General features: G+C 60.1%; 22 protein-coding genes and 1 tRNA gene. 12 read left to right on the top strand and 11 right to left on the bottom strand.

The genetic code is table 11. The features are described 5' to 3' along the window. Window positions 1-133 precede the first annotated feature (133 nt). Window positions 134-218: transfer RNA gene (locus HQ945_RS00380), tRNA-Leu, on the top strand. Between the two features lie 105 nt (window positions 219-323). On the opposite strand, the gene HQ945_RS00375 is transcribed toward HQ945_RS00380, so the two are convergent. Next, complete coding sequence (locus HQ945_RS00375; protein ID WP_113280058.1) at window positions 324-602, bottom strand: hypothetical protein; 279 nt, start codon at window positions 600-602, stop codon at window positions 324-326. 330 nt (window positions 603-932) lie between these two features. Between HQ945_RS00375 and HQ945_RS00370 the strand changes: the two genes are divergently transcribed. Then, window positions 933-2,357 (top strand): aldehyde dehydrogenase family protein, encoded by a 1,425-nt coding sequence (locus tag HQ945_RS00370; protein ID WP_113280057.1) that lies wholly within the window; start codon window positions 933-935, stop codon window positions 2,355-2,357. A 30-nt stretch (window positions 2,358-2,387) separates the two neighbouring features. Here the strand turns inward: HQ945_RS00370 and HQ945_RS00365 are convergent, their stop codons facing one another. The 4 genes from HQ945_RS00365 to HQ945_RS00350 are packed head-to-tail and all read right to left on the bottom strand — an operon-like array spanning window position 2,388 to window position 6,683. Continuing rightward, the gene (locus HQ945_RS00365; protein WP_113280056.1) at window positions 2,388-3,974 is read right to left on the bottom strand and encodes a 5-guanidino-2-oxopentanoate decarboxylase; all 1,587 of its coding nucleotides are present in this window, start codon (window positions 3,972-3,974) and stop codon (window positions 2,388-2,390) included. Next, complete coding sequence (locus HQ945_RS00360) at window positions 3,971-5,158, bottom strand: pyridoxal phosphate-dependent aminotransferase (RefSeq protein ID WP_091923005.1); 1,188 nt, start codon at window positions 5,156-5,158, stop codon at window positions 3,971-3,973. Before HQ945_RS00360 ends, HQ945_RS00365 begins: the two co-directional genes overlap by 4 nt. Continuing rightward, the gene (locus HQ945_RS00355) at window positions 5,158-5,814 is read right to left on the bottom strand and encodes a TetR family transcriptional regulator C-terminal domain-containing protein (RefSeq protein ID WP_091922645.1); all 657 of its coding nucleotides are present in this window, start codon (window positions 5,812-5,814) and stop codon (window positions 5,158-5,160) included. The genes HQ945_RS00360 and HQ945_RS00355 overlap by 1 nt, the downstream gene beginning before the upstream one ends. After that, window positions 5,811-6,683 (bottom strand): dimethylarginine dimethylaminohydrolase family protein, encoded by an 873-nt coding sequence (locus HQ945_RS00350; RefSeq protein WP_113280055.1) that lies wholly within the window; start codon window positions 6,681-6,683, stop codon window positions 5,811-5,813. The genes HQ945_RS00355 and HQ945_RS00350 overlap by 4 nt, the downstream gene beginning before the upstream one ends. A 179-nt stretch (window positions 6,684-6,862) precedes the next feature. Between HQ945_RS00350 and HQ945_RS00345 the strand changes: the two genes are divergently transcribed. The 9 genes from HQ945_RS00345 to HQ945_RS00305 all read left to right on the top strand — a co-directional run bounded on the left by HQ945_RS00345 (window position 6,863) and on the right by HQ945_RS00305 (window position 17,552). Beyond that, on the top strand, window positions 6,863-7,678 hold the full coding sequence (locus HQ945_RS00345; protein WP_051615153.1) for an ABC transporter ATP-binding protein: 816 nt from the start codon (window positions 6,863-6,865) through the stop codon (window positions 7,676-7,678). 53 nt (window positions 7,679-7,731) lie between these two features. Continuing rightward, the gene (locus HQ945_RS00340; protein WP_091922647.1) at window positions 7,732-8,514 is read left to right on the top strand and encodes a transporter substrate-binding domain-containing protein; all 783 of its coding nucleotides are present in this window, start codon (window positions 7,732-7,734) and stop codon (window positions 8,512-8,514) included. A 115-nt stretch (window positions 8,515-8,629) separates the two neighbouring features. Further along, complete coding sequence (locus HQ945_RS00335) at window positions 8,630-9,343, top strand: ABC transporter permease (protein ID WP_091923007.1); 714 nt, start codon at window positions 8,630-8,632, stop codon at window positions 9,341-9,343. Between the two features lie 101 nt (window positions 9,344-9,444). Then, entirely contained in the window at window positions 9,445-10,182 is a 738-nt protein-coding gene (locus tag HQ945_RS00330; RefSeq protein WP_051615173.1) for an ABC transporter permease, read from the top strand. Between the two features lie 191 nt (window positions 10,183-10,373). Next, a complete protein-coding gene (locus tag HQ945_RS00325; RefSeq protein ID WP_113280054.1) occupies window positions 10,374-12,377 on the top strand; it encodes a CocE/NonD family hydrolase in 2,004 nt (667 codons plus the stop codon). Window positions 12,378-12,497: 120 nt separating this feature from the next. Further along, window positions 12,498-14,087 (top strand): ABC transporter substrate-binding protein, encoded by a 1,590-nt coding sequence (locus HQ945_RS00320; protein WP_027232563.1) that lies wholly within the window; start codon window positions 12,498-12,500, stop codon window positions 14,085-14,087. A gap of 14 nt (window positions 14,088-14,101) precedes the next feature. After that, window positions 14,102-15,061: an ABC transporter permease gene (locus tag HQ945_RS00315; protein WP_027232564.1), complete on the top strand. Its 960-nt coding sequence runs from the start codon at window positions 14,102-14,104 to the stop codon at window positions 15,059-15,061. Window positions 15,062-15,070: 9 nt separating this feature from the next. Then, window positions 15,071-15,898: an ABC transporter permease gene (locus tag HQ945_RS00310; RefSeq protein WP_091922653.1), complete on the top strand. Its 828-nt coding sequence runs from the start codon at window positions 15,071-15,073 to the stop codon at window positions 15,896-15,898. Beyond that, window positions 15,891-17,552, top strand: coding sequence for an ABC transporter ATP-binding protein (locus HQ945_RS00305; protein WP_113280053.1), 1,662 nt, complete (start codon window positions 15,891-15,893; stop codon window positions 17,550-17,552). Before HQ945_RS00310 ends, HQ945_RS00305 begins: the two co-directional genes overlap by 8 nt. Before the next feature lie 5 nt (window positions 17,553-17,557). Here the strand turns inward: HQ945_RS00305 and HQ945_RS00300 are convergent, their stop codons facing one another. The 6 genes from HQ945_RS00300 to HQ945_RS00275 are packed head-to-tail and all read right to left on the bottom strand — an operon-like array spanning window position 17,558 to window position 24,517. After that, complete coding sequence (locus tag HQ945_RS00300; RefSeq protein WP_113280052.1) at window positions 17,558-18,508, bottom strand: alpha/beta hydrolase; 951 nt, start codon at window positions 18,506-18,508, stop codon at window positions 17,558-17,560. After that, window positions 18,505-19,287, bottom strand: a complete 783-nt coding sequence (locus HQ945_RS00295) for a carnitinyl-CoA dehydratase (RefSeq protein WP_174207521.1) — start codon at window positions 19,285-19,287, stop codon at window positions 18,505-18,507. The genes HQ945_RS00300 and HQ945_RS00295 overlap by 4 nt, the downstream gene beginning before the upstream one ends. Further along, on the bottom strand, window positions 19,284-21,362 hold the full coding sequence (locus tag HQ945_RS00290) for an acetate--CoA ligase family protein (RefSeq protein ID WP_113280051.1): 2,079 nt from the start codon (window positions 21,360-21,362) through the stop codon (window positions 19,284-19,286). Before HQ945_RS00290 ends, HQ945_RS00295 begins: the two co-directional genes overlap by 4 nt. Before the next feature lie 11 nt (window positions 21,363-21,373). Next, window positions 21,374-22,537, bottom strand: a complete 1,164-nt coding sequence (locus tag HQ945_RS00285) for an acyl-CoA dehydrogenase family protein (RefSeq protein WP_113280050.1) — start codon at window positions 22,535-22,537, stop codon at window positions 21,374-21,376. Window positions 22,538-22,542: 5 nt separating this feature from the next. Continuing rightward, on the bottom strand, window positions 22,543-23,607 hold the full coding sequence (locus tag HQ945_RS00280; RefSeq protein ID WP_113280049.1) for a carnitine 3-dehydrogenase: 1,065 nt from the start codon (window positions 23,605-23,607) through the stop codon (window positions 22,543-22,545). Between the two features lie 4 nt (window positions 23,608-23,611). After that, entirely contained in the window at window positions 23,612-24,517 is a 906-nt protein-coding gene (locus HQ945_RS00275) for a beta-keto acid cleavage family enzyme (protein WP_113280048.1), read from the bottom strand. A gap of 77 nt (window positions 24,518-24,594) precedes the next feature. Between HQ945_RS00275 and HQ945_RS00270 the strand changes: the two genes are divergently transcribed. Next, window positions 24,595-25,578 carry a GlxA family transcriptional regulator gene (locus tag HQ945_RS00270; protein WP_425500615.1) on the top strand — a complete coding sequence of 328 codons (984 nt, stop codon included), beginning with the start codon at window positions 24,595-24,597 and terminating at the stop codon, window positions 25,576-25,578. Window positions 25,579-25,661: the final 83 nt, after the last annotated feature.

The raw sequence follows: 25,661 nt of genomic DNA, 5'->3' as shown, positions 1-25,661 counted from the left end.
GTCTTGCGCGGCTGCGTGAAGGTTTATGCCGGCTTTCTAAAAAACAATCGGATTATCGGTAGATAGGGCTTGTTTCACCGAAACCTATTTGCTACATGCCGCGAGCCGACTGGTTCGGCTTCTACCACAGAGTGCGGTCGTGGCGGAATTGGTAGACGCGCAGCGTTGAGGTCGCTGTGTCGCAAGACGTGGAAGTTCGAGTCTTCTCGACCGCACCATTTTCTCAAATAATTGAATCTTAAGCAAAATATGGCGGCCTCGGCCGCCATATTGCTTATAGATGCCACCCGTGAGGATGAGTTTGGCGAATGATCGGATCTTGGTCACATGAACGTGCTGATGATCGACTTGATTTCACTCATCGGCAACGGAGCCATACAGAGTAAAGCAGCTAGCCTCAATTGAGCCAACCGGGCGCTTGACGACGCGAAGCCCAGAATTCCAAAGGCTATAGGCAAGCCCCAACTGCTCTGCAAGCCCAACTGATTATGGTGCAGAAGCAACCAACTAACGATCATGTATCCCGATGCGCGAACCGCACGTTTTCCGAATTTGACAATTAAATCGACAAATTCCTGATCAAAAGTGTCGCCGTCGGTCATGCCGTCCTCCAAACTAGCGACGGCATGAAGCGTTCAGCGACAAGGAAAGCCCTGGGCGGAGGCCCAACGTGGACGGGGAAATCATAGTATTTTCCTTAATTCAAAATATAAAAAGTATGCCTTACTCCTCTAGCCAATTTGTGGATCGAGAACAACCATCATGAATTGTGCGACGGAATTTTTCGCGGACTAGACGTAGCGCTCACACTCGGTCGCCTTGACGTGATGCCGCTCTCCGCGCCACCTAATTATACAAACGTATAAAGTTCTTGCCTTCGTCCGATTGTTGGTCAGAATGGGCCTACGGCTAAGTTCTCGGAGGAAAGTTTCATGCTCGACAAACGCAACTTCTATATCGATGGCGAATGGGTAAAGCCGCTTGAGCCAAACGATCTGGAAGTCATCAATCCGGCGACTGAACAGCCGATTGCGGTTATTTCCATGGGCACGGCCGCCGATATCGATCGCGCGGTGGGTGCGGCCAAGAAGGCTTTCCAAACCTATAGCCAGACGTCGGTGGACGAGCGCATTGCGCTGCTCGAAAGGTTGCTCGCTATCTACAAGCGCCGCTACGACGAAATGGCGCAAACGATTACGCTTGAACTCGGCGCTCCTATCACGATGAGCACGCAGCAGCAGGCGGATGTGGGCGTCGGCCATCTTCAGGGCTTCATTGATGCTTTGAAGAACCTCCATATGCGCGAGGAATTGCCCAATGGCGACCTGTTGGTGCGCGAACCTATCGGCGTCTGCGGCTTGATCACGCCGTGGAACTGGCCGATCAATCAGATTGCGCTCAAGGTCATCCCGGCGCTCGCAACGGGCAGCACATGCGTGCTGAAGCCGAGCGAATTCACGCCGCTCAACGCCATGCTCTACGCCGAAATGATCGACGAGGCGGGTTTCCCGGCTGGCACATTCAATCTCGTCAATGGCGATGGTGCAACTGTGGGAGCGGCGCTCTCCAGGCACAGGGATGTCGACATGATGTCCTTTACAGGATCGACCCGCGCCGGCATCGCCGTCAGCAAGGATGCGGCGGAAACGGTGAAGCGCGTGACCCTCGAACTTGGCGGCAAATCGCCGAACATCGTTTTCGAGGACGCGGATCTCGAAGATCGCGTCGCCGGAAGCGTGTTTGAATGCTTCAACAATAGCGGTCAGTCCTGCGATGCTCCGACGCGCATGCTCGTCCAACGCTCCGTCTATGACCGGGCCGTGAAGATTGCCGAAGAAACCGGAAAGCAGGCGCGCGTCGGCAATCCGGAGGAGGAGGGTGAACATATCGGCCCGCTCGTCAGCCATGTCCAGTATGGAAGGGTGCAGAACCTTATTGAGGCGGGAATCGCCGAGGGCGCGCGCGTCGTCGTGGGTGGCGCGGGCAAGCCTGAAGGCTACGAGACCGGCTATTTCGTGCGTCCGACCATTTTTGCCGATGTCAGCAACACCATGCGCATTGCGCGCGAAGAGGTGTTCGGTCCGGTGCTGGCGCTGATACCCTTCGACACGGAGGAAGAAGCGATCGCCATTGCCAATGACACGCCCTACGGTCTCGCCGCTTACGTGCAGACCGGCGATGCCAAGCGTGCCGAGCGTGTCGCTGCAAGGCTCAAGGCCGGCATGGTTCATATCAACGGCGGACCGCATCGTTATGGCAGTCCGTTCGGAGGTTACAAGCAGTCCGGCAATGGCCGCGAGGGCGGCAGGTTCGGCCTCGAGGACTTCCTTGAAGTGAAAACGATCCACCGCCCATAAGACGGAAGAGGCGCTGACGGCTGCAAGCCGTCAGCCAACCAGTTTTTCATCGATTTCAATTAGGTACGGGCTGTTGCTCGCCTTGCCTCGCAGCAGCGATGCCGGGAGCTCTCCGATATCGCTGAGACGCTCGGCCGGTACCCCATAGGCTTCGGCAATCTTGATGTAGTCCGGAGCGGAGGGGCGAACGCCAACGGGGTCGATATTCACCTCCACCATTGCGCGCTCGATCTCCTGATAGCCTTGATTGTTCCAGACGATGAAGATCATCGGCACGTTTTCATCGACGGCTGCGCCGATTTCACCGAGCACGAACTGAAAGCCGCCATCGCCGACAATGCACACCGTCGAGGTCTCGGGCTTGCCAAGTGCAGCGCCAATGGCCGCAGGCGGCCCGAAGCCGAGCGCGCCGAAACCTGTGGCGGCGTTGAACCAGCCGCCGACGCGGTCGTGATCGTAATAGAGGTTGCCGGAGTAAATCGTCTGCGTCGAATCGCCGACGATGAGCGAATTAGGCAGCGTATCGCGCAACGTATTGAGGAAACGCACCTGACCCTGGATGCGCGCGCCGACATCGGCCCAGGCTGCGTCGCGCACGCGCTTTGCGCGTTCTTCGCCGCCTCGGCCGTTTCTGCGGTCCGGCAGGGCTGCAGATAGTGACCCGACGGTTTCCTTCGCGTCCGCTTCGATCGGCATGAATGCGGGCCAGCGATCGAGCTGTCCGGCATCGATGTCGATTCGCACGAAGCGCTTCAATTCCGGGAAACCGCCGTCGGCATACATGTCATAGTCGGTCGGTCCCATTTCCGTGCCAAGGGCGATCACGAGATCGCTGTCGGCTAGGAGCTCGCGCACCGCCTTGAGGCTCGGGCTCGCCGGGATCAGCAGCGGATGCTTGTGCATGATGCCGCGCCCGTTCGTGGTGGCGACTACCGGCGCATCGAGCTTCTCGGCGAGAACCTTAAGGCCGTCCGCTGCAGACTTTGCGCCGCCGCCAACGAGAATGACGGGCCGTTCCGCTGACAGGCAGTGGCGGACCAACTCGGCTATGGTTTCGGTCGATGCGTGCGGCACCGGCGCATCGGAGGGCTCGCGCTGCGCGCCTTCGAGCGGTAGCGCCATGACGTCGAGCGGAATTTCAATGTGAACGGGGCCCGGACGGCGAGACGCAAAAAGAGCAAAGGCCCGGGCAAGCACGATGGGCAGTTCGTCGGGCTTCTCGATCCGATGCGAGAACATTGCAACCGTTTGCAGCATGGCGCGCTGGTTCGGAAGTTCGTGCAGGAAACCCATGCCCTTGCCAAGCGAGTCGCGTTGGTTCACGCCGGATATAACCAGCATCGGAATGGAATCGGCACGCGCCTGTCCCATGGCAGTGATCGTATTGGTAATGCCCGGTCCGGTGATGACGAATGCGACGCCGGGCTTGCCAGTCGCGCGTGCGTAGCCATCCGCCATGAACCCGGCACCTTGTTCATGGCGCGGGGTAATGTGGCGTATCTTCGAGCCGGCAAGGCCGCGATAAAGCTCGATGGTGTGGACGCCCGGGATACCAAAGACGGTATCGACGTCGTAGGATTCGAGCAAATGAACGAGAGCTTCACCAACCGTGGTCATGCGGATTTCCGTTTCTGAAGGCGTGATGCGAGCCGGACGATGCCGGCACAGGCTGCGTCGATCTTGTCGTCGGCGACACTGAGGCTAAGGCGAAGATAACCGGCAAGGTTTTCCCCGAACGATTCGCCCGGCATGACCGCGACGAGTTCTTCTTCGAGGAGCCGCATCGCAAATTCATCGCCACTGAGACCAGTGGCGCGGATATCGGCGAGAATGAACATTCCGGCCTGTGGGATCTTGCAGTCGATGCCGGCAACGCCATCGAGGCGGTTGGCGATCGAACGCGCCCGGCGAAGATAGCTTTCACGCATCGTCGATGCGGCGGCTGAAGGCTGGCCGAGCGCATAGGCGGTCATATCCGCAATGAAGGGCTGGCCGCCAAAGAGCATCGATTCGGATAGAGGCAGCAGGCGGCGGGTAAAGTCCTTCGGCCCGACGCACCAGCCGCTGCGGAAGCCCGGCGCCGCATGCGACTTGGAAATGGAGGAGACCGCGACAGTGCGGTCCGCAAGTTCCGGCTGATCGAGCGGCGAAGCAAAGGTACCGTCGAATATGAGCTGCTCGTAGACCTCGTCGGAGACAATCCAGAGATTATGTTTCCGGCAGACCTCGCCGATTTCAGCGATTTCCCTGGCGCTGAGTACCGCCCCCGTCGGGTTGTGCGGCGTATTCAACAGCAACACCTTGGTGCGCGGCGTAATGACCTTTTCAAGGTCGGCCGCCTGCATGCGAAAACCCTTTTCCGGACGCAGCGGTACTGAGACGCGCATTGCGCCGGTTGCACGTACGACGCCGTCATAGGTCGCATAGAGCGGATCGCCCGTTATGATTTCGTCGCCTTCCTCGGCGATGCCAAGCATGACGAGGGAGAGGGCGGTCTGGGTGCCGGGAAAGCACATGATGTGCTCGGCATCGATCGGGCGACCGGTGCGGGCAGTATATTTGGCCGAAAGCGCGGCCAGAACTGCAGGTTCACCGCGGCCATTGGAATAACCGGTGCGTCCGGCGCGCATCGAGCGTTCTGCCACGTCGATCATATCGTTCGGCGTCGGGATGTCCGGCTCGCCGATCGTGAGTTCGATGACGTCTTCGCCGGCATGCTTCATTTCGCGGGCGCGCATGTGCACCGCCCACTTATCAGAGCCAAGCCCCGCGAGACGATTCGTAACAGACGCATAGCGCATCATGGCGCGCCTCCTTCAGCTTTGAGAGAAATTCCAAGTACGGCTTCGATAGCGCTTATGCCGGTTTCGGCCAACTCGCCATCGGAGAAAATATCGCCGGCCAGGCAGCCTTCGAGCCACAGCCCGTCGATGATCGCATTGATGGCAATGGCGTGGCTGCGGGTGTGGCGCGACTCGGCCGGTGCGCGTGCCGACAGCAGTGCGTCGCGGATCAGGATTTCGAGTTCGTCGCGGAAGCCGAGATAGCCGTCGCGATGTGCCGCTGCCATGGCCGGATCCGCGTGGACGAGCGCAATGAAACCCGCCCAGAGCGAAAGATTGTGCGGATCCATGATCGGCTGGCCGAGATTGGCCGTCACGAAGGCGTAAAGGCGGGCGCGGGGATCGTCATTCGCGCTTCTGAGAGCGTCGCTCGCCTGCACGGTCATGCGTTGCATGACGGCACGGTAGGCAGCGCCGATAAGTTCATCCTTGGTCGGAAAATAATAGCGGATAAGCCCGGCGGTGACGCCGGCGCGTTGCGCAATTTCCCGTACCGTCGCACCCGCAAGGCCGCGTTCAGCCACGCATTCCAGCGTTGCCGCGATAAGATCCTCGCGGCGCTTGTCCTCGCCCTCGCGGCGAAAGCTCTTGCGGGTGGCGGTTTCAGCGTTCATTGGCGCCAGACAGGGCGGGTGAGGCAGGTCGGGCCGCCTTCGCAGGCGATGCAGAGCGCATCGGCCTCGAAGGTTGTGACAGTGCAGCCTGCTGCTTCCATGGCGGCCTTCGTGCCCTCGAAGCCCGCGACGGCAATGACCTCATAGGGTGCTGTCGGCAGGACGTTGAGGTTGAGACCATTGCTGGCCGCAAATTCTGCTTCAGGAGCGGCAACCAGGCGAATGCCGCGCTCTTTCAACAGTTGGTAGAACGCTGCCGGCAACAGCGGCATGTGTACAAGCGCAAGGTCTTCGGCGAGCGGGGATATGATCGACATAAGGTGCAGGCAGGCTTCTTCTCCGTGCCAGAGCGGCAGGTCGAAGCCGAGAACCGTGACGCCAAGCGGCTTGAGAATATCGGCGAGCTGCTCGATCCCCGCCTGATTGGTACGGACCCCGCGTCCAACCGCCAGGGTCTTTTCGTCGACCCAGACGCAATCGCCGCCCTCGACGGTACCGGGCACCTCGATGCGGCCGAGGACCGGCACATCCATCTGCCGATAGGTCTCCCGGTGCAAGTCCGTTTCCTCGAGGCGCAGGGGCTTTCCCATGCGCAGGATAACGGCGCCCTTGTCAGTCACCAACGATGGATCATGGGTGAAGATGGAATCGGACAGCCCGTCATTGCCGTCGCGTATCCACGTGATCTCCGCGCCCGAACGGGCAACGAGATCGGCAAACACGCGATGCTGCTCGGAAGCCTTGCGTGGATCGAATTGCGGCCCATAGTGCCAGACGTCGCGTTCGGCCCCTGCCATGACGTGGTCCGGCTTGCGCATGATGACGCGCTTCAAGGGGAGGGCCATGGACTGGGAACCGAATGCTTGCATCTGCGCTGCTCTCAAAAAATTGTTTCTGGGAGTATTTATACGCTTGCATAAATAGAGCGCAAGTGGTGTGATGCAGCCAAAGAGGGCAATTTAGACCCTGTCAGATAATGAGGCGGATCAAAGGCTGTCATGACAAGACGTGCAAGCCCAATACGAGCAGGTATCCCGGAATGACGGCGATGGAAGCGGCAACCGTTTCGACGGATCCACTTCAACGGGCGACAGGCGAGCAAGCTGAAGCCATTCATATCGAGAAGCTTCACAAGCGCTTCGGAGCACTCGAAGTTCTGAAGGGCGTGTCCCTGACGGCGCGGGATGGCGATGTGGTCGCCATGATCGGCGGCAGTGGCTCCGGTAAATCCACGTTCCTGCGTTGCATCAACTTTCTCGAAAATCCCACCAGCGGCATTATTCGCATCAATGGTGAAGACGTAAAAATGGTGAGCGACGGCCATGGCGGCCTGCATCCCGCCAACCGGCGCCAGATCGAGCGCATCCGCAGCCGTCTCGGCATGGTGTTCCAGAATTTCAACCTCTGGCAGCACATGACGCTCATCCAGAATGTCATCGAAGTCCCGGTCCATGTGCTCGGCATGAAGCGCGACGAGGCCATGGTCATCGGCGAGCAACTGCTCGAGCGCGTCGGCCTGTCGGCCAAGCGCGACGTTTATCCTGCCTATCTCTCCGGGGGCCAGCAACAGCGCGGCGCAATTGCGCGGGCGCTGGCAATCCAGCCGCGCGTCATGCTGTTCGACGAGCCCACCTCCGCGCTTGATCCGGAACTTGTCGGCGAGGTGCTGCGGGTGATCGGCGATCTCGCCGAGGAAGGCCGGACCATGCTTCTCGTTACGCACGAGATGAAATTCGCACGCGAGGTCGCGAGCCACGTCATCTATCTGCACAACGGCATCATCGAGGAAGAGGGTCCGCCGGAAGCATTGTTCGGATCGCCAAAATCTGAACGTCTGAAACAGTTTATCCGGACTGTTTCATAAATAAGCAAGCACAGGAAACAATCCTGGGGAACATTGAAAGAATGGAGATGAGAATGAAGTCGTTTTTGAAAACAACGGTAGCCGCCGTTGTCCTGGTCGTCGCCGGCATGGGCGCTGCAAGCGCCGAGCAGGTGAAAGTCGGCATCGCTGCCGAGCCGTATCCGCCATTCACGTCGCCCGACGCATCTGGCAAGTGGAACGGCTGGGAAGTCGATATCATCAACGCGCTGTGCGAGCAGGCCAAGCTTGATTGCGTCATTACGCCTGTCGCTTGGGACGGCATCATTCCTGCCTTGACCACGAAGAAAATCGACATGATCGCCAGCTCCATGTCGATCACCGACGAGCGGTTGAAGACGATCGATTTTTCCGACAAGTACTACAACACTCCGACTGTGATCATGGGCGCCAAGGGCGTGGAGATGCAGCCGACGCCGGAAGGCCTGAAGGGCAAGATCATCGGCGTTCAGGTTTCGACGGTGCACCAGGCCTACGCCAAGAAGTACTTCGCTTCGACCGCAGCCGAAATCAAGGAATACCAGACGCAGGATGAGGCGAACCAGGATCTCGCCGCAGGCCGCATCGATGCGACGCAGGCCGACTCGCTCGCGCTCGAAACCTTCGTTGCGACCGATGCCGGCAAGGCGTGCTGCGAGATCAAGGGCAAGGTAGCCGATGATCTGGAGATCCTCGGCCCCGGTGTCGGCGTCGGCATGCGCAAGGGCGATACCGAGCTGAAGGACAAGATCAACGCTGCCATCAAGGCGATCCGCTCAGATGGTAAGTATGACGAGATCTCAAAGAAGTATTTCAACTTCGATATTTATGGCGGCTAAGCTGTCCGGCCGGAGCGGGACAGCCCGTTCCGGCCAACTTGTTCAAAACTCTATCCGATACTGAATCGAGGACGGCTTGGCCGACGCATCGATCCTTCCCGCCGCCATATCCGGCATGTTCGGGCTCCTGTCGCCAAATCCACCGGGGTGGGGCGGCAATCTGCTTCGCGGGCTCTTTCACTCCCTGCAGATCGCACTCGGTTCGTTCGGCATTGGGCTGATCATCGGAACGCTCGGCGCTTACGGCAAGCTCTATGGCGGCCCGATTGTCCGCGACATTGCCGCTATCTACACCACAATGGTGCGAGCAATTCCCGAACTGGTGTTGATCCTGCTGCTCTATTATGCCGGCACGGACCTCATCAATCGCCTATTCGAGGCCCTCGGTTACAGCCGGGTCGATATTAGCGGCCTTGTCGCCGGTATCGTCGTCCTCGGTTTTGTCCAGGGCGCCTATGCAACGGAGGTCTTGCGCGGCGCAATCAAATCCATTCCGCAGGGCGAGATCGAAGCGGCGAGGGCCTATGGCATGTCGCCGAGCCTGATGATGCGGCGCATTACGCTGCCCGCGATGCTCCCGCATGCGCTCCCGGGACTAGCCAATCTGTGGCTGATCGCCACCAAGGATACATCGCTTCTGGCCGTCGTCGGTTTCGCCGAGCTTACGCTCGAAACGCGCCAAGCGGCGGGTGCGACCAAGGCCTATTTCCTCTTCTACATGGCAGCCGGCGCGCTCTATCTGTTCATCACGCTGTTTTCAAATGCCATTATCGGCCGGGTTGAAATCTGGGCCCGACGCGGCATGCCCTCCGTCAAGGAGGCGCATTGATGTCCGAAACGCCTATTGAAGTCCCGATCGAGACATTTCCGATCCACAAGGAAACGGGCGGGATCCGCATCGCTAGCCTGCTGCAGCCGCATCGCATCGTCATGATGCTGATCGGTTTGGCGTTGATTGCGTCCGCCGTTTTCTTCATGCGCTGGGACTGGCTGCAAAACTACGGCGACCTTATCGCTCAGGGCCTGTGGCGGACGATCTGGATCTTGATCGTGACGGTTATCCTGGGCTTCCTGTTGGCGGTGCCGCTGGGACTCGCCCAGGCGTCCGGGCCGGCGATTCTCGCTGTTCCGGCCAAGATGTTTTGCACCGTCATTCGCGGCACGCCGCTGCTGCTGCAACTCTGGCTGCTCTATTACGGCCTTGGTTCGCTCTTCCCGCAATATCCATGGATACGCGGATCGGAACTCTGGCCTTATTTGCGGCAGGCCTGGCCCTATGCAGTGCTGGCGCTGACCTTGTCCTACGCGGGCTATGAGGGCGAGGTAATGCGAGGCGCATTCGCCAGCGTTCCCAAGGGACAATTGGAAGCCGCACGTGCCTTCGGCATGCCGCGCTTCACGATCTTCAGGCGGATATGGCTGCCGCAGGCGATCCATCGCGCGCTGCCGACGCTTGCCGGCGAGGCCGTGCTCCAGCTCAAGTCGACGCCGCTCGTTGCGACGATCACCGTCGTCGATCTTTACGCGGTCGCTTCGCGTGTCAGGCAGGATACGTTCCTGACCTACGAGCCGTTGCTCCTCCTTGCCGCGGGATATCTCGTGATCACCGGCATTATCGTGATGCTCTTCAGGCGCGTTGAAAGAATGATCCCCTCGAAGCTCGGATGAAAAACTCGGGTGTGGCGCAAATTGTGTGAGTTATGTCGCAGCTGTTTTATGCCTGCTGGCGAGCAGATGCGCATAGTGTGGGCAAAGGAACACCTCGCAAAGACGAGAAAATGGGATTCTGGCTTTCGCCGGGCGTCACGCCTTCGGCGGGCATTGTCTGTTTTCAACTCTGCGCGAGATGAAAGGCGATAATGCGGACAGTCGAAACGTTTCCTCAGAATGTCATCGAGCATGCCGATATGGGCATCGTCCTGGCTGACGGTTGCCGGCTTTCGGCGCGGGTGTGGATGCCGGAAAATGCCAACGATAGTCCGGTTCCCGCCATTCTCGAATTCCTGCCCTATCGCAAGCGGGACGGAACGACGGCGCGCGACAATCTCACCCATCCGTATTTTGCCGGCCACGGCTATGCCTGCCTGCGTGTCGACATGCGCGGCAATGGCGATTCCGAAGGGCTCATGGAGGATGAATATTCCGAACAGGAACTTGCCGACGCGTGCGAGGTGGTCGACTGGATTGCCGCGCAGCCATGGTCCACCGGCAAGGTTGGCATGATGGGCATATCCTGGGGCGGCTTCAATTCGTTGCAGGTAGCAGCGCTCCAGCCCGAGCCGCTCAAGGCCATTATCACGTTGTGCTCGACCGACGATCGCTTCGCCGACGATATCCATTACAAGGGCGGCCTGCTGCTCAATGAGAATCTTGGCTGGGGCGCAACAATGCTTGCCTATTCCTCGCGCCCGCCAGATCCGGCGCATGCCGGCGCAAAATGGCGGGAGATGTGGCTGGAGCGTCTGCGCAACGAGCCGTTCCTGCCAGCTGTATGGCTCAAGCATCAGACACGCGACGACTATTGGCGGCGTGGCTCCGTCTGCGAGGAGTTTTCGGCGATCAAGGCCGCGACCTTGGCGATCGGCGGCTGGGGCGATGCCTATAAGAACGCCGTGCCGCGCTTGATGGAAGGTATAACCGCGCCGGTCAAAGGCATCATCGGTCCATGGGTACACAAATACCCGCACTTTGCCGTGCCGGAACCGCGCATCGGCTTCCTGCAGGAGGCGTTGCGCTGGTGGGATCGCTGGCTCAAGGATATCGACACCGGCGTCGAGAACGATCCTACGTACCGTGGCTACCTGATGGATTCGGTCCGTCCGAAAAGCTGGTACACGGAACGCAGCGGCTATTGGATCGCCGAAAATGAGTGGCCTTCGCAACGTATCGGCAGCAAGGTGCTTCACCTTGCCGGCGACCGGTCACTGGCGCCGGAAGCGAGCGAAAACTTCTCGCATCTGGTCGCGTCGCCGCAGGATTGCGGCATGATGAGCGGCGAATATTGTGCGATCTGGCTCGGACCGGAAATGCCCGGCGACCAGCGCCGCGACGACGCGCTTTCGCTTTGCTATGACACGTCCCTCGACGAGGCAATCGACATTGTCGGAGCGCCGAAAATCGCACTTACCCTATCGAGCAACAAGCCGGTGGCCATGGTCGCGGTGCGGTTGTGTGACGTGCATGCGGATGGCGCATCGACCCGTATCACCTATGGCGTCTTCAATCTCTGTCACCGCCATGGCCATGACAATGCCGAGCCACTGGTGCCCGGCGAGCAAGTGACAATTACGTTCAAGCTCGACGATATTGCCTATAGGGTCCCGGCCGGGCACACTTTGCGCGTTGCTGTTTCAACGTCTTATTGGCCGCTTGTCTGGCCGTCGCCATCCCATGTCAGCCTCAGCATCCACGCTGGCAGCGTGGCGATTCCCTCGCGCCCGCTTGCGACAGGCGACGAGTGGACTTTCCCTGAGCCGGAAGGCGCAACGCCATGGCAAATTGAGACATTGCGCGAAGGTGGCAATAGCCGGACGATCGAACACGATCAGGTAAGCGGCAAGATCACGTTACTGATCGAGGATGATTTTGGCGAGGCGCGCGACAAGGATCATGGGCTGATCCATGGCGGAGTAGCGCGCGAGCGTTGGGAGATCCATCCTGACGATCCGCTGTCGGCCTATGGCGAGACGCATTGGACCGAGATTTCGGGACGCGACAATTGGCGTACGCGCACGGAGACCTACACGACGATGCGATCGGACCAGCACAATTTCTACCTGACGGGGCGTATCGAGGCCTACGAAAACGACAATGTCGTCTTCGAGCACGACTTCGCAGAAACGATCAAACGAAGCTTCATTTGAATATCAGATGAGCCGGGGAGGACTATTTAGCAATCAACAGTTGTAATCCACGGGTATCAAGTCACATTATCACAAAAACCAATCCGGGCGCGTTGCGCCGGAGCAAGAAGGGGAACTGGTATGTCTAAAGAACTCGAATATCTCAGCCGCAAGGTCGCACGCGGTCACATCTCCCGCCGCGACTTCCTCGGCAGGGCCGCCGCACTTGGTGTTACGACCGTATTTGCCAACTCCCTTCTGTCCAGCGCAGCACTTGCCGAAGGGCCTGTAAAGGGCGGCACGCTCAAGGCGGGCATGCAGGGCGGTGCATCCACGGACAGTCTTGACCCTGCGACCTGGCAAAGCCAGGTGCCCTACAAATTCGGCCGCCAGTGGGGCGAGCAGCTTGTCGAGATTCAGCCCGATGGCAAGCTTGAGCCGAAACTTGCCGAAGAGTGGGGCTCATCGGACGACGCGAAGGTATGGACCTTCAAGATCCGCAAGGGTGTACAATTCCACGACGGCAAGGAAATGACGCCGGACGACGTTGTCGCCACCATGGAACGCCACTCGGACGCGAATTCCAAGTCGGGCGCCCTTGGTATCATGGGCGGCATCGAGAACGTGAAGAAGGACGGCGATACCGTTGTTTTCACATTGAAAGAAGCCAACGCCGACCTGCCGTTCCTGATGGACGACTATCACCTTATGATCCAGCCGAACGGCGGCAAGGACAAGCCCACCGCAGGTATCGGGACGGGACCATACAAAGTCGTCACCGATCAGCCGGGCGTACGTCACATTGGCGAAAAGTTCGCCAACTACTGGAACGGCGACAAGCGCGGCCATGCCGACCAGATCGAAATCATCGTCATCAACGATGCGACCGCCCGTACCGCGGCTCTTCAGTCCGGACAGGTTCACATGATCAACCGCGTCGAGCCGAAGATTGTCGATCTCGTTAAGCGCGTCCCCGGCGTGACCATCCAGAACGTGGCCGGCAAGGGACATTACGTGTTCATTGCACATTGCAACACGGCACCCTTCGATAATGTGGATCTGCGACTTGCGCTGAAATACGCCATGAACCGCGAAGAGATGGTGCAGAAGATTCTGCGCGGCTACGGCTCCGTCGGCAATGACTTCCCGATCAACAAGGCCTATCCGCTGTTCTCCGATGATATCGAGCAGCGCACCTACGATCCGGACAAAGCCGCGTTCCACTTCAAGAAGTCCGGCCATGACGGCACCGTTCTCCTGCGCACATCCGATGTCGCCTTCCCGGGCGCCGTCGATGCGGCACAGCTCTATCAGCAGAGCGCTGCCAAGGCCGGCATCAAAATCGAAGTCAAGCGCGAGCCTGGCGACGGCTACTGGTCGGAAGTCTGGAACAAGCAGCCCTTCTCGGAATCCTATTGGGGCGGACGTCCGACGCAGGACCAGATGTATTCCACGGCCTACTATTCGAAGGCCGACTGGAACGACACGCGCTTCTTCAATCCCAAGTTCGACCAGATGCTGATCACTGCGCGCGGCGAACTCGATGAGGGCAAGCGCAAGCAGATGTACCGCGACATGGCCATCATCGTTCGCGATGAAGGCGGTGTCATCGTGCCGATGTTCAACGACTTCATCGACGCGACCAGCGCCAAGGTCGGCGGCTGGGTGCCGGACGGCAATCAGGAGATGAGCGGCGGCTATGCTCTGTCGCGCTGCTGGCTGAACGCCTGATCGGCGCCGGGCGGATGAGTGCACCTGTCCTGAAACTGGTGGCCCAGCGCATTGCGATGGGCCTTCTGCTCCTGCTTGCGGTCTCGGTGCTCATCTTTGCCGGCACGCAAATCCTGCCGGGCGACGTGGCCCAATCCATCCTCGGCCAATCGGCCACGCCGCAGGCGCTTGAAAACCTGCGGCGTGACATGGGTCTGAACGACCCTGCCTATATTCGCTACCTGCGCTGGCTCGGCGGGATCCTGACCGGCGATCTCGGGACGGCACTTTCCAGCGGACAGGATATCGCGACGTCGCTGAAGGAGCGGCTATGGAATACGCTGTTCCTGGCATTCTGGGCGGCGGTGGTCTCCATTCCGCTCGCCATCATGCTCGGGCTCTTGGCGGTGCGCTACCGCAACGGCTTCGTCGATAAGCTGATCTCCGGCCTTGGTCTCGCTTCGACCTCGCTGCCCGAGTTCTTCACCGGCTACCTGCTCATATATTTCGTTGCGGTGCGGCTGCAGTGGTTCCCGAGCGTATCGACCGTCTATGAGGGCATGCCGCTCGGCGAGCGGCTGAGCGCGATTGCATTGCCGGTGACGGTGCTAACGCTCGTTGTTCTCGCGCATATGATGCGCATGACGCGTGCAGCAATCCTCAACGTCATGCAGTCTGCATATATAGAAACGGCCGAACTGAAGGGGCTTTCGCCGCTTCAGATCATTACCCGGCATGCGTTTCCCAATGCGATTGCGCCGATTGTCAACGTCGTGATGCTCAACCTCGCATTTCTCGTGGTCGGCGTCGTCGTGGTCGAGGTGATCTTTGTTTATCCGGGGATGGGCCAGTATCTTGTCGACCACGTGGCTAAGCGCGACGTTCCGGTCGTGCAGGCATGCGGGCTGGTTTTCGCGGCCGTCTACATAAGTTTGAACATCATTGCTGACATCGTGGCGATTGTTTCCAATCCCCGCCTCCGGCATCCGAAGTAGGGGCGCGCCATGCTGAACGTCAAAGCTATTCCCATCAGCGCATGGATCGGCCTCATCATCACCGCCGTGTTCCTGTTTGCGGCTGTATTCGCTCCATGGGTCGCGCCATATCCCGTCGGCGAGACGGTAGGTGACGTATGGGAGCCCTCGTCGGCCAAGTATCTGCTCGGTACCGATAATCTCGGCCGTGATCTCCTGTCGCGTATGATCTACGGTGCACGCATCACGATCTTCATCGCCGCCATGGCGACGGCCCTTTCCTTTATTCTCGGATCGGTGCTGGGGTTCGCCGCCGCCGTCGTCGGCGGATGGTTCGACCAGCTCATGTCACGCTTTGTCGATCTGATCATGGCAATCCCGACGCTGATCTTTGCGCTCGTCGTGCTTTCGGTCTTGCCTGCCAATGTGGTCACGCTCATTTTCGTTATGGGCCTGCTCGACGCCACCCGCGTCTATCGACTGGCGCGGGCCGTCGCGGTGGATATCAACGTCATGGACTTTGTCGAGGCTGCAAAGCTGCGCGGCGAGGGGCGGGTATGGATCATATTTCGCGAAATCCTGCCCAATGCGCTCACTCCGCTTATCGCTGAACTCGGGCTGCGCTTTATCTTTGCGGTGCTTTTCCTGTCGGCGCTTTCCTTCCTCGGGCTCGGCGTGCAACCGCCGGATGCCGACTGGGGCGGCATGGTCAAGGAAAACAAGGAAGGCATCGTCTTCGGCGTGCCGGCGGCGCTTATTCCCGCAGCGGCGATTGCCGTTCTCGCGATCTCGGTCAACCTCGTTGCCGATTGGATATTGAACCGGACGACAAGTCTGAAGGGAGGTCGCAATGGCTAAGGCACCAAGGAAGGACAAGACCGGTCTCCTGCTCGATATCCAGAACCTGCGCATCGAGGCCACCAGCTACCCACCCGGTGAGCCGCCGCGCAACGTCGTCATCGTTGACGACGTGTCGGTCAAGCTCGAGCGCGGCAAGGTGCTCGGCCTTATCGGCGAGTCGGGCGCCGGCAAATCCACGATTGGCCTGTCAAGCATGTGCTATGGCCGGGGAGGCGTGCGCATTACTGGCGGGCAAGTGATCCTCAACGGCCGCGATCTTGTCAAAGGTGGCCCGCGCCTGTTGCGCCAGGTCCGGGGCAAGGAGGTCTGTTACGTCGCACAGTCGGCTGCCGCCTCGTTCAATCCCGCCCGCAAGCTTATGGACCAGGTCATAGAAGCAGCGCTTCTGCACCGTATATGTTCGAGGGCAGAAGCCGAGAAGCGTGCGATTGGCTTGTTTAAGAAGCTTGGACTTCCGAATCCCGAGACGTTCGGTCAGCGCTTTCCCCATCAGGTATCCGGCGGCCAGTTGCAACGCGCGATGACTGCCATGGCATTGTGCTCGGAGCCCGACCTCATCGTCTTCGATGAACCGACGACGGCGCTGGACGTGACCACCCAGATCGACGTGCTGGCATCGATCAAGGAGGCCATCCACGACACCAACGTCGCCGCGCTCTATATCACGCATGATCTTGCTGTCGTGGCGCAGGTCGCCGACGACATCATGGTGCTGCGCCATGGCAAGCTCGTCGAATATGGCGATACACGCCAGATCATCAAGGAGCCGCGCCAGCAATACACCAACCAGCTTGTTTCCGTGCATCACATTCCGCACGAGCAGAAGAACCCGAACGATGCGCCTGTGCTGGCGGTCAACAACATTACCGCGGCCTATGGGGGCGGACTGGTCAAGGTGCTCAAGAACGTTACCGTCGACGTCCATCTTGGCCAGACGCTGGCCGTCGTCGGCGAGTCCGGTTCCGGCAAGTCGACGCTGGCGCGCGCCATCACCGGGCTGTTGCCGCCGATGGAAGGGAGCATCACGTTCAACGGGCGTACGCTGTCGCCGCGCCTCGCCAACCGGACGCGCAACGATCTGCGCGAGTTGCAGATGATCTACCAGATGGCGGATGTCGCGATGAACCCGCGCCAGACCATCGGCACGATTATCGGCCGGCCGCTCGAATTCTATTTCGGCATGAGAGGCAGGGAACGCGATGCTCGTGTTCGCGAACTGCTCGACAAGATCGAGATGGGGACGGGCTTTGCCGATCGCTACCCGGCCGAGCTGTCAGGCGGACAGAAGCAGCGTGTCTGCATTGCGCGCGCGCTTGCGGCCAAGCCCAAGCTTATCATCTGCGACGAGGTGACGAGCGCTCTCGATCCGCTGGTGGCCGACGGCATCCTCAAGCTTCTGCTTGATCTGCAGAAGGACGAGAACGTCGCATATATCTTCATCACCCACGATCTTGCCGTGGTCAAATCCATCGCTGATGCGATCGCAGTCATGTATCGCGGCGAAGTGGTGCGCTACGGTCCGAAGACCGAGGTGCTGAAGCCGCCTTTCGACGCCTATACGGATCTGCTGCTGTCGTCGGTTCCGGAAATGGAGCTTGGCTGGCTCGAAGGCGCGATGAAGAACCGGCGCATGGCGAGCGCCGGGAATTAGATGAATCAAAGTTGGCCGGGCCAGCGGCCTTGCCCGAGCAGATGCACGGCGGTAACGATCCGCCGGAAGCTTGACCGCGCCCGCTCGACGCTGTGGCGGGCGCGAAGATAAGCGTGGATCAGGCCCGGCTCATTGTTCCAGATAGCCTTGCCGCCCGCTGCGAGAATCTTGTCGCGGTAGTGCCGGCCATCGTCCGAGAGCGGATCGCATTCGGCCGAAATGACAACTGTCGGCGGCAGCCCGCCAAAATCCGGATCGTTGAGGGGCGCGAAACGCGGATCAGTGGACCAGTTGAAGCCGCCGCCACGAATATTGGCGTAGTAGACAGTATCACGCGTCGACAGCATCGGTGCTTCGGCGTGCGTGAGATACGAGCCTTGATCGGTAGCGCCGCCGAGCCCCGGATAGATGAGAACCTGGCCGATCGGTGCGCGGTCATGGAGGCGGACGTGATGGGTGACTGCCGCAGCCAGATTGCCGCCGGCGCTATCTCCGCAAATAATGATTGGAAGATCCGAGGTTACGGCCACGTGTTCGAAGGCTGCGCGGCAGTCGCGGAACGCCGTGGGGTGCAGGTGCTCGGGTGCAAGGCGATAATCGACGGAGACGATGCGAAAGCCCGTTCCATCACAAATCTCGGCGCAGACATCATCATGGCTGTCGAGCCCGCCGACGACGAAGCCGCCACCGTGGAAATAGAGGCAGACGGCTTCGGGCTTTGAGCCGCTTTTGTCATAGACACGGACCGGTATCCGGTGGTCGCGCGCGTCGATGAACGCATCCATCGATGACACTGCCTCTGGATAGCCGGCAAAGAATGCGCGGCACATCGTGTTATAGACGCCGCGCTGCTCTTCGATAGTCAGGTCTATCGCGTTCGGGGGATAGAAACTGTTCGTCCTGTCGATGAACGCCCAGGTCTCTTTATCGATCAGGACGGAATAGTCTGTGCTCATCTACCCTTCCAGACAGGTTCACGCTTCTCGGCAAAAGCCTTGAATCCTTCCTGTCCGTCTTCCGAGGCATAAAGGATATCGACCGTGCGGAACTTCCGCTTGGTGATCATATTCATTGCCTGCTGGAATGTCATGTTCTCTGCTTCGCGCGCGACTTCCTTGATCGCGCCGAAAACGAGCGGCGGACCGCTTTCGAGGAGGCGGGCGATCTCCCAGACACGCTCCATCAGCCTGTCCTTGGGCAGAACCTCATTGACGAGACCCCAGCGATGCGCCTCGGCGACATCCATCCAGCGACCGGTAAGAAGCAGGTCCATCGCGACGTGATAGGGAATGCGCTTGGGCAATTTGACGGTCGCGGCGTCGGCAAGAGTGCCGGCCCGAATTTCGGGCAGGGCAAAGCTCGAATGATCAGATGCGAGGATCATATCGCAGGAAAGCGCGAGTTCAAAACCACCGCCGACGGCCATGCCGTTGACCGCGGCGATGACTGGCTTGTTCAGATCGCGCAACTCCTGCAGACCACCGAAACCGCCGACACCATAGTCGCCGTCGACGGCGTCACCGCCTGCAGCCGCCTTCAGGTCCCAGCCGGCGCAGAAAAACTTGTCTCCGGCGGTCTGGACGATGGCGACGCGCAATTCGGGATCGTCGCGGAATTCTCTGAACGTTTCGCCCATGAGGCGGCTCGTGATCAGATCGATCGCATTCGCCTTCGGACGGTCGAGCGTGACCTCGAGAATGCCGCCCTCGCGCCTTGTCCTTATAACGTCGTTCAATTCAGCTCTCCCTTTGTGACCAGCAGCGCATCGGCAATCCACGCGCCGTCTCCCTTGCCGCAGACGAGCAGCGGATTGATATCCAGCTCGGCTATGCGGCCTGCATTCTTCACGGCAAAAGTAGCGATTGCAGCTATGGCATCAATCGCGGCATCAAGATCGGCCGGCTTCCTGCCGCGATAGCCGTCGAGTAGCGGGAACATGCGGAGCGAACGCAGTGCCGCCTCGATATCTTCACGGCTCGATGGCAGCAGCAACGTCGCCGTATCCTGCAGCAGTTCGACGAGAACGCCGCCGGTTCCAAGCGTCATGACCGGGCCGAACTGCGGATCATCGACTATGCCGACAATGAGTTCGGCGACAGCACCCGTTACCATGCGCTCCACGTAAAGTCCTGTTCCAAGGCCGGCAAGGTCATTCGCCGCGCTTCGAACTTCATCGCTGCCTTTGAGGTTCAGGCGCACCGCATTATGCTCGGATTTGTGGGCGATGCCGAGCGCCTTCAAGGCAACCGGATAGCCGAGACCGTTCGCGATAAGGACTGCCTCATCGGCTGTCTGGCATCGGCGACCTTCCGGTACGGGGAGTTCCAGCCTGCGCAACAGCGCCTTGGCGTCCGCCTCATCGGGAGAGGCGGGTTCGTAAGCGTTTGAACTGCCAGGTGCTGCGACGGGTGCGGAAGCGGCAAGCTTCCAGGCACGGCCGATGAACGCGGCAGCCTCGGCGGCGTCGAACGCTTCGGTAATGCCGCAAAGAGGCGCGATCCCGCTTTCCATCAGCCCGGCCATATACTCTTCCGGAATGTTTTCGGATAAGGAGGCGACAATCGCTCCCTTGGCGCGATTGGTCTTGAGCGCACTTTCGAAGCCGCGCACCGTCGACCACCAATCCACGTCGGAGCAGCGATCCTTGCGCGGAAAATCGAGAACAAGGCAGCTTAAGGCGAAGCCGCCGGAAACCATTGCGGTGAAGGTCTCAGTCAGAGCCGGCTCGTTGTTCCAGATGAAAGTATGATAGTCGAGCGGGTTCGCCACGGCGACGAGCGGCCCGAGCGTTGCCTTGACGCGCGCCCTGTGTTCCGGTGTTAGCGCCGGAAATTCCACCGAGCGGCCCTCGGCGCTGTCTGCCATCACAGATGCCTCGCCGCCTGAACAGCTCATCGAGCACAGTGTGTTGCCATCGAGAGGGCCATGGACGTGGAGGAACTTCAACGTTTCGAGGAACGAGGCAATTGAGTTGACGCGGGCGATGCCGAGCCGCTTCAGGAACGCGTCGGATGCAGCGTCCGACCCTGCTAGCGATGCGGTGTGCGAGACCGTCGCCGCGCGTGCCTGCGCCGACCGGCCGACCTTCATGGCGACAATCGGCTTGCCGAGTTCACGCGCCCGTTTTGCCAGAGCCTCAAATTTCGGCGCCGACTGGAATGCTTCGATATGCAGACCGAGCGCAGTCACGCGGTCGTCTTCGAGAAGTGCGATCGCCATGTCGGGAAGGCCGGTCTGCGCCTGGTTGCCCGCGGTCATGACGTGGGCGATCGGCAATCCGCGGTTCTGCATCGTCATGTTGATGGCGATGTTGGACGATTGCGTGATGATCGCAACGCCGCGCTCGTCGGCAGCAAGCCGGCGTCCGCCGTGCTGGTCAGGCCAGAGCAGGGCGCCGTCGCAATAATTGATAAGGCCGTAGCAGTTCGGTCCGATGATCGGCATGTCGCCTGCCGCTTCGACGAGCTCATCTTGCAAGCGTGCGCCATCGGCATCGTCCGCGCCGGCTTCAAGGAAGCCCGAGGCATAGCAGACCGCGACGCCGGCGCCGGCATCGCGCAACTGCCGCACGATATCAAGCGTGACGAAACGGTTGACGCCGACAAAGGCGGCATCAGGACTTCCGGGGAGATCGGCCACCGAGCGATAGACCTTGAGGCCGAGGATCTCGTCATGCTTGGGATGGACCGGCCAAATCTCGCCGGTAAAGCCCATTTTCTGTGATTGCCTGATGACTTCGATGGCCTGGAGGCCACCGAAGACAGCAATGGATTTTGGCCGAAGCAGCCGGTCGAGCTTATGCGATGCCATGAAATGCTCCGTTATGCGCCATGCGGGCGGAGCAGGGCACGCGAGATGATGTGCCGCTGGATCTCGGACGTGCCTTCCCAGATGCGCTCAACACGGGCATCCCGCCAGATGCGTTCGAGCGGCAGGTCATCCATAAGGCCCATGCCGCCGTGAATCTGGATGGCTTCATCGGCGACGAAGGCCAGCGTTTCGGTCGCCTTCAACTTGGCCATGGCCATGTCCTGGTCGGTCACCGTGCCCTGGTCGAACTTCCACCCGGCCTCGAAGGTCAGAAGATCCGCCGCCTTGAGCTCGGTTGCCATATCAGCGAGCTTGAACGAAACGCCCTGGAACTTGCCGATCTGCTGGCCGAACTGTTGGCGCTGGGCAGCATATTCAATGGCGTGGCCGAGCGCACGTTCCGCGCGGCCAAGGCACGTCGCCGCAACCTGCAAGCGGGTTGCTCCAAGCCAGGTGTTGGCGACCTCGAAGCCTTTGTGGACTTCGCCGAGGATCGCTTCCTGCGGCAGGCGGCAATCGTCGAATTCAACGATGGCATTGGTATAACCGCGATGCGAGACATTGCGGTAGCCTTCGCGGATCGTCATGCCGGGGTGGCCCTTGTCGACGAAGAAGGCGGTGATTTTCTTCTTTTTGCCGCGCGGCGTCTCTTCTTCGCCCGATGCAACAAAGAGTATGACGAAATCGGCTTCGAGCGCGTGGCTGATGAAATGTTTGGTGCCGTTGACGACCCAGTCGCCGCCTTTTTCGACAGCGGTCGCCTTCATGCCGCGCAAGTCCGAGCCCGCGCCGGGTTCGGTCATGGCCAGGCAGTCGGACTTTTCGCCGCGAATGCAGGGGTAGAGGTATTTCTCTTTCTGCGCATCGGTACCTGCAAGCAGGATATTCGACGGGCGCCCGACGCAGGTCCAGTGCAACGCATAATTGGCGCGGCCGAGTTCCTTTTCGTAGAGCAGCCAGGTGACGGTATCGAGCCCCGCGCCGCCGACTTCGGCTGGCATGTTGGCTGCATAAAGTCCAGCTTCCATCGCCTTCTGCTTGAGCTCGTCGGCGAGTTCCTTGCGCAACACGCCCGTGCGTTCCACCTCCGCTTCGTGCGGGTAGAGTTCGTTCTCGACAAAGGCGCGCGTCGTTTCGACGATCAGCCTTTGCTCCTCCGAAAGACCGAAATCCATCTGCGTTAGTCCTTCTTTTTCTTGGGCTTGTTGGCTTTGGCCTTCTCGGCGGCCTTGGAGGTCGCCGGCTTCTGGGCGAGCTTCGAGAGGCGCTTCGTATAATCCTTGTAGAGGGCGCCCGCGCCCCAACCCTTGCCCTTGTTCTGGCGCGACAGCGCTTCCATGATCGCCACGAGATTGTCGTCGCGGATGCGTTCGAGTTCGCGGATCGAAAGGCCGTGCGCCTGCTCATCCGACTGGTTGGCGATCTTGTCCACCAGTTCTTCGGTTAGTTCGGGCACGTCCATGAGCTTGGTCCACGGCCAGGACAGGCAGGGACCGAACTGGGCGATGAAGTGGCGCATGCCCGCTTCGCCGCCGGCGACGCGATAGACCTGGAACATGCCCATCTGCGCCCAGCGAATGCCGAATGAATAGCGCATGATATCGTCGAGTTCCTCGACGGTGGTAATGTCGTCCTTGATCAGCCAAAGCGACTCGCGCCAGACCGCCTCGAGTAGGCGATCGCCGACGAAAGCCTCGATCTCCTTGCGGATGACCACCGGCTTCATGCCGATGGAGGCATAGAGTTCGCGCGCTTTTTCGACAGCGTCTGGAGAGGTCAGCTTGCCGCCGACGATTTCGACGAGCGGCAGCAGATAGACCGGGTTATAGGGATGCCCGACGACAAGACGCTCGGGGTGCTTCATCGCGGTCTGCATGTCGGACGGGAGAATGCCCGAGGTGGATGAACCGACAATAGCATCCGTCGCGGCATGCTTGTCGATCTCGGCAAGTACCTTGTGCTTCAGTTCGAGCCGTTCGGGAACGCTTTCCTGAATGAAGTCAGCGCCGTCGACGGCTTCCTGTATGGACTTGGCGAATGTCAGCTTTCCTTCTTTCGGCAAGCCGTCCGGCACCATGGTCTTATAGGCGCGGCGAGAATTCTTCATCACCTCGCTGACTTTGCGCTCAGCCTCGGGATCCGGATCGTAGATCGAAACGTCGATGCCGTTGAGAAGAAGGCGAGCCACCCAGCCCGCACCAATTACGCCGCCGCCAACCGCCGCAGCCTTGCGAATTCCAGCCATTCTATCACCAGCCCTTTGTGAGTTTCATGCGCTCGCGGACGTCGTTCGGTCCAAGAATCTTTGCGCCGATGCCTTCGGCAACCTTTACTGCCCGCTCGACCAGTGGGCCGTTGGTGGCAAGCACGCCCTTGTCGAGCCAGATATTGTCTTCAAGACCGACACGGATATTGCCGCCGGCAAGCATGGCCATCGCCGCATAGGGCATCTGGTTGCGGCCGATCGAGAAAGCGGAGAACGTCCAGTTTTTCGGCAGATTGTTGGTGAGGGCCAAAAGCGTATGGATATCATCGGGCGCGCCCCAGGGAATGCCCATGCAGAGCTGGACCATGACCGGATCTTCGAGCAGCTTCTGGTCGTAGAGCCACTTGGCGAGAAGCAGGTGGCCGGTATCGAAGATTTCAACCTCGGGGCGAACGCCGAGTGCCGTTATCTGCGCCGCCATTGCCTTCAGCATCGCCGGCGTATTGGTCATGACGTAGTCGCCTTCGCCGAAGTTCATCGTGCCGCAGTCGAGCGTGCAGATTTCCGGACGAAGCTTGGCGACGTGTTCGAGGCGCTCGGTCGCGCCCGCCATGTCGGTGCCGATCGCGGAGGGCGGCATTGGCTGCTCGACACTGCCGAGCGTCAGGTCGCCCCCCATCCCGGCGGTCAGGTTCAAGACCATGTCGACGCCCGACGCCTTGATGTGCTCGACGACCTCGGTATAGAGCGCGACATCGCGAGAACCCTTGCCGGTCTTCGGATCGCGCACATGGATGTGAGCGATTGCAGCGCCGGCATTGGCTGCGGCAATGCACTCGTCGGCGATCTGGCGCGGCGTGACCGGCACCTTGTCGGAACGACCTGTCGTGTCTCCCGCGCCGGTCACAGCACAGGTGATGAATACTTCGCGATTGGGGGTAAGTCCCATAGCTCTGCTCCCATATTTTTCGTTGCCGTGATCATGGCCCGATTGCCAAGCGATGCTTTGCGATATACGAATTGAAATTGATGAAAAGCGAAACTTCGCCAGTCTTTTTGCCCGACACCAAACCGCTGGATGTGACCGTCCTCGTTTTCAGCGGCGCTTCGCTCATGTGTGTTGCATCGACAATCGATCCGATGCGCGCGGCCAACCGCGTCTCCGGGAGCATACTCTTCAAATGGCGAATCGTCTCGCTGGACGGCGAGCCGGCCATGATGACGTGCGGCTTGCCGATTGCGGTTTCTGGTTCATTCGATGCTTCCGTAAAAGGCGATATGTTATTGGTTATCGGTGGTTTTGGCACTTCAGACATCGCGCGCACGACCTTTACCGCCAACCTGCGGCGCGCCGTCCATCACTATCAGATGATCGGCGGCATCGAGGCAGGGTCCTGGCTGCTTGGCCGTGCTGGTCTTCTCGCCGGGCGCAAGGCGACCACCCACTGGGAGGACATGGAGGAGTTTACGGCGGAGTTCCCGGAATCCGATATCAGGCCCGACCGCTATGTCATCGACGGTCCTGTCTTCACGAGTGGCGGCGCCTCGCCGACCTTCGACCTGATGCTGCATTTGATTCGCTCGCGCTATGGCATGTCGGTCGCCCTCGATGTCGCCAGCGTCTTCATCTATGACGAGGCGCATACGTCGAGCGACGCGCAGCCGCTGGTTTCGTTGGGCCGGCTCGACGATGTGCATCCCAAGCTTGCGGGCGCGATCCGCCTCATGGAAGCCCATATCGATGCGCCCCTGACAGTCGGCGCCATCGCCCGGCGTTGCGGGCTCAGCGCGCGCAGCCTTGAGAAAATCTTCGCAAAAGCGGTCGGCGAGGGGCCCGGACGATACTATCTGCGCTTGCGGCTCAAGGTGGCGCGGCGGCTCATTACCGACACGAAATCGCCGCTGGCGGATATCGCTGCGCGGACGGGATTTTCCTCGGCTGCTGCATTCACACGGACATTCAGGAGTTTCGAGGGCAAGCCGCCAAGCGCTTTCCGGCCGAACCATTGATGAGGGAACCGCCACGGCTCGTCGCTTTTGGCACAGCGGAAGGCGAGGCACCCATGTTTCAAATCCAGCGATCGACAGGCGTC

This window comes from Phyllobacterium pellucidum, assembly GCF_013327855.1.
GTDB lineage: Bacteria > Pseudomonadota > Alphaproteobacteria > Rhizobiales > Rhizobiaceae > Phyllobacterium > Phyllobacterium pellucidum.
The sequence above is the reverse complement of the archived record's forward strand: the minus strand, read 5'-3'. Positions and strand labels throughout refer to the sequence as shown.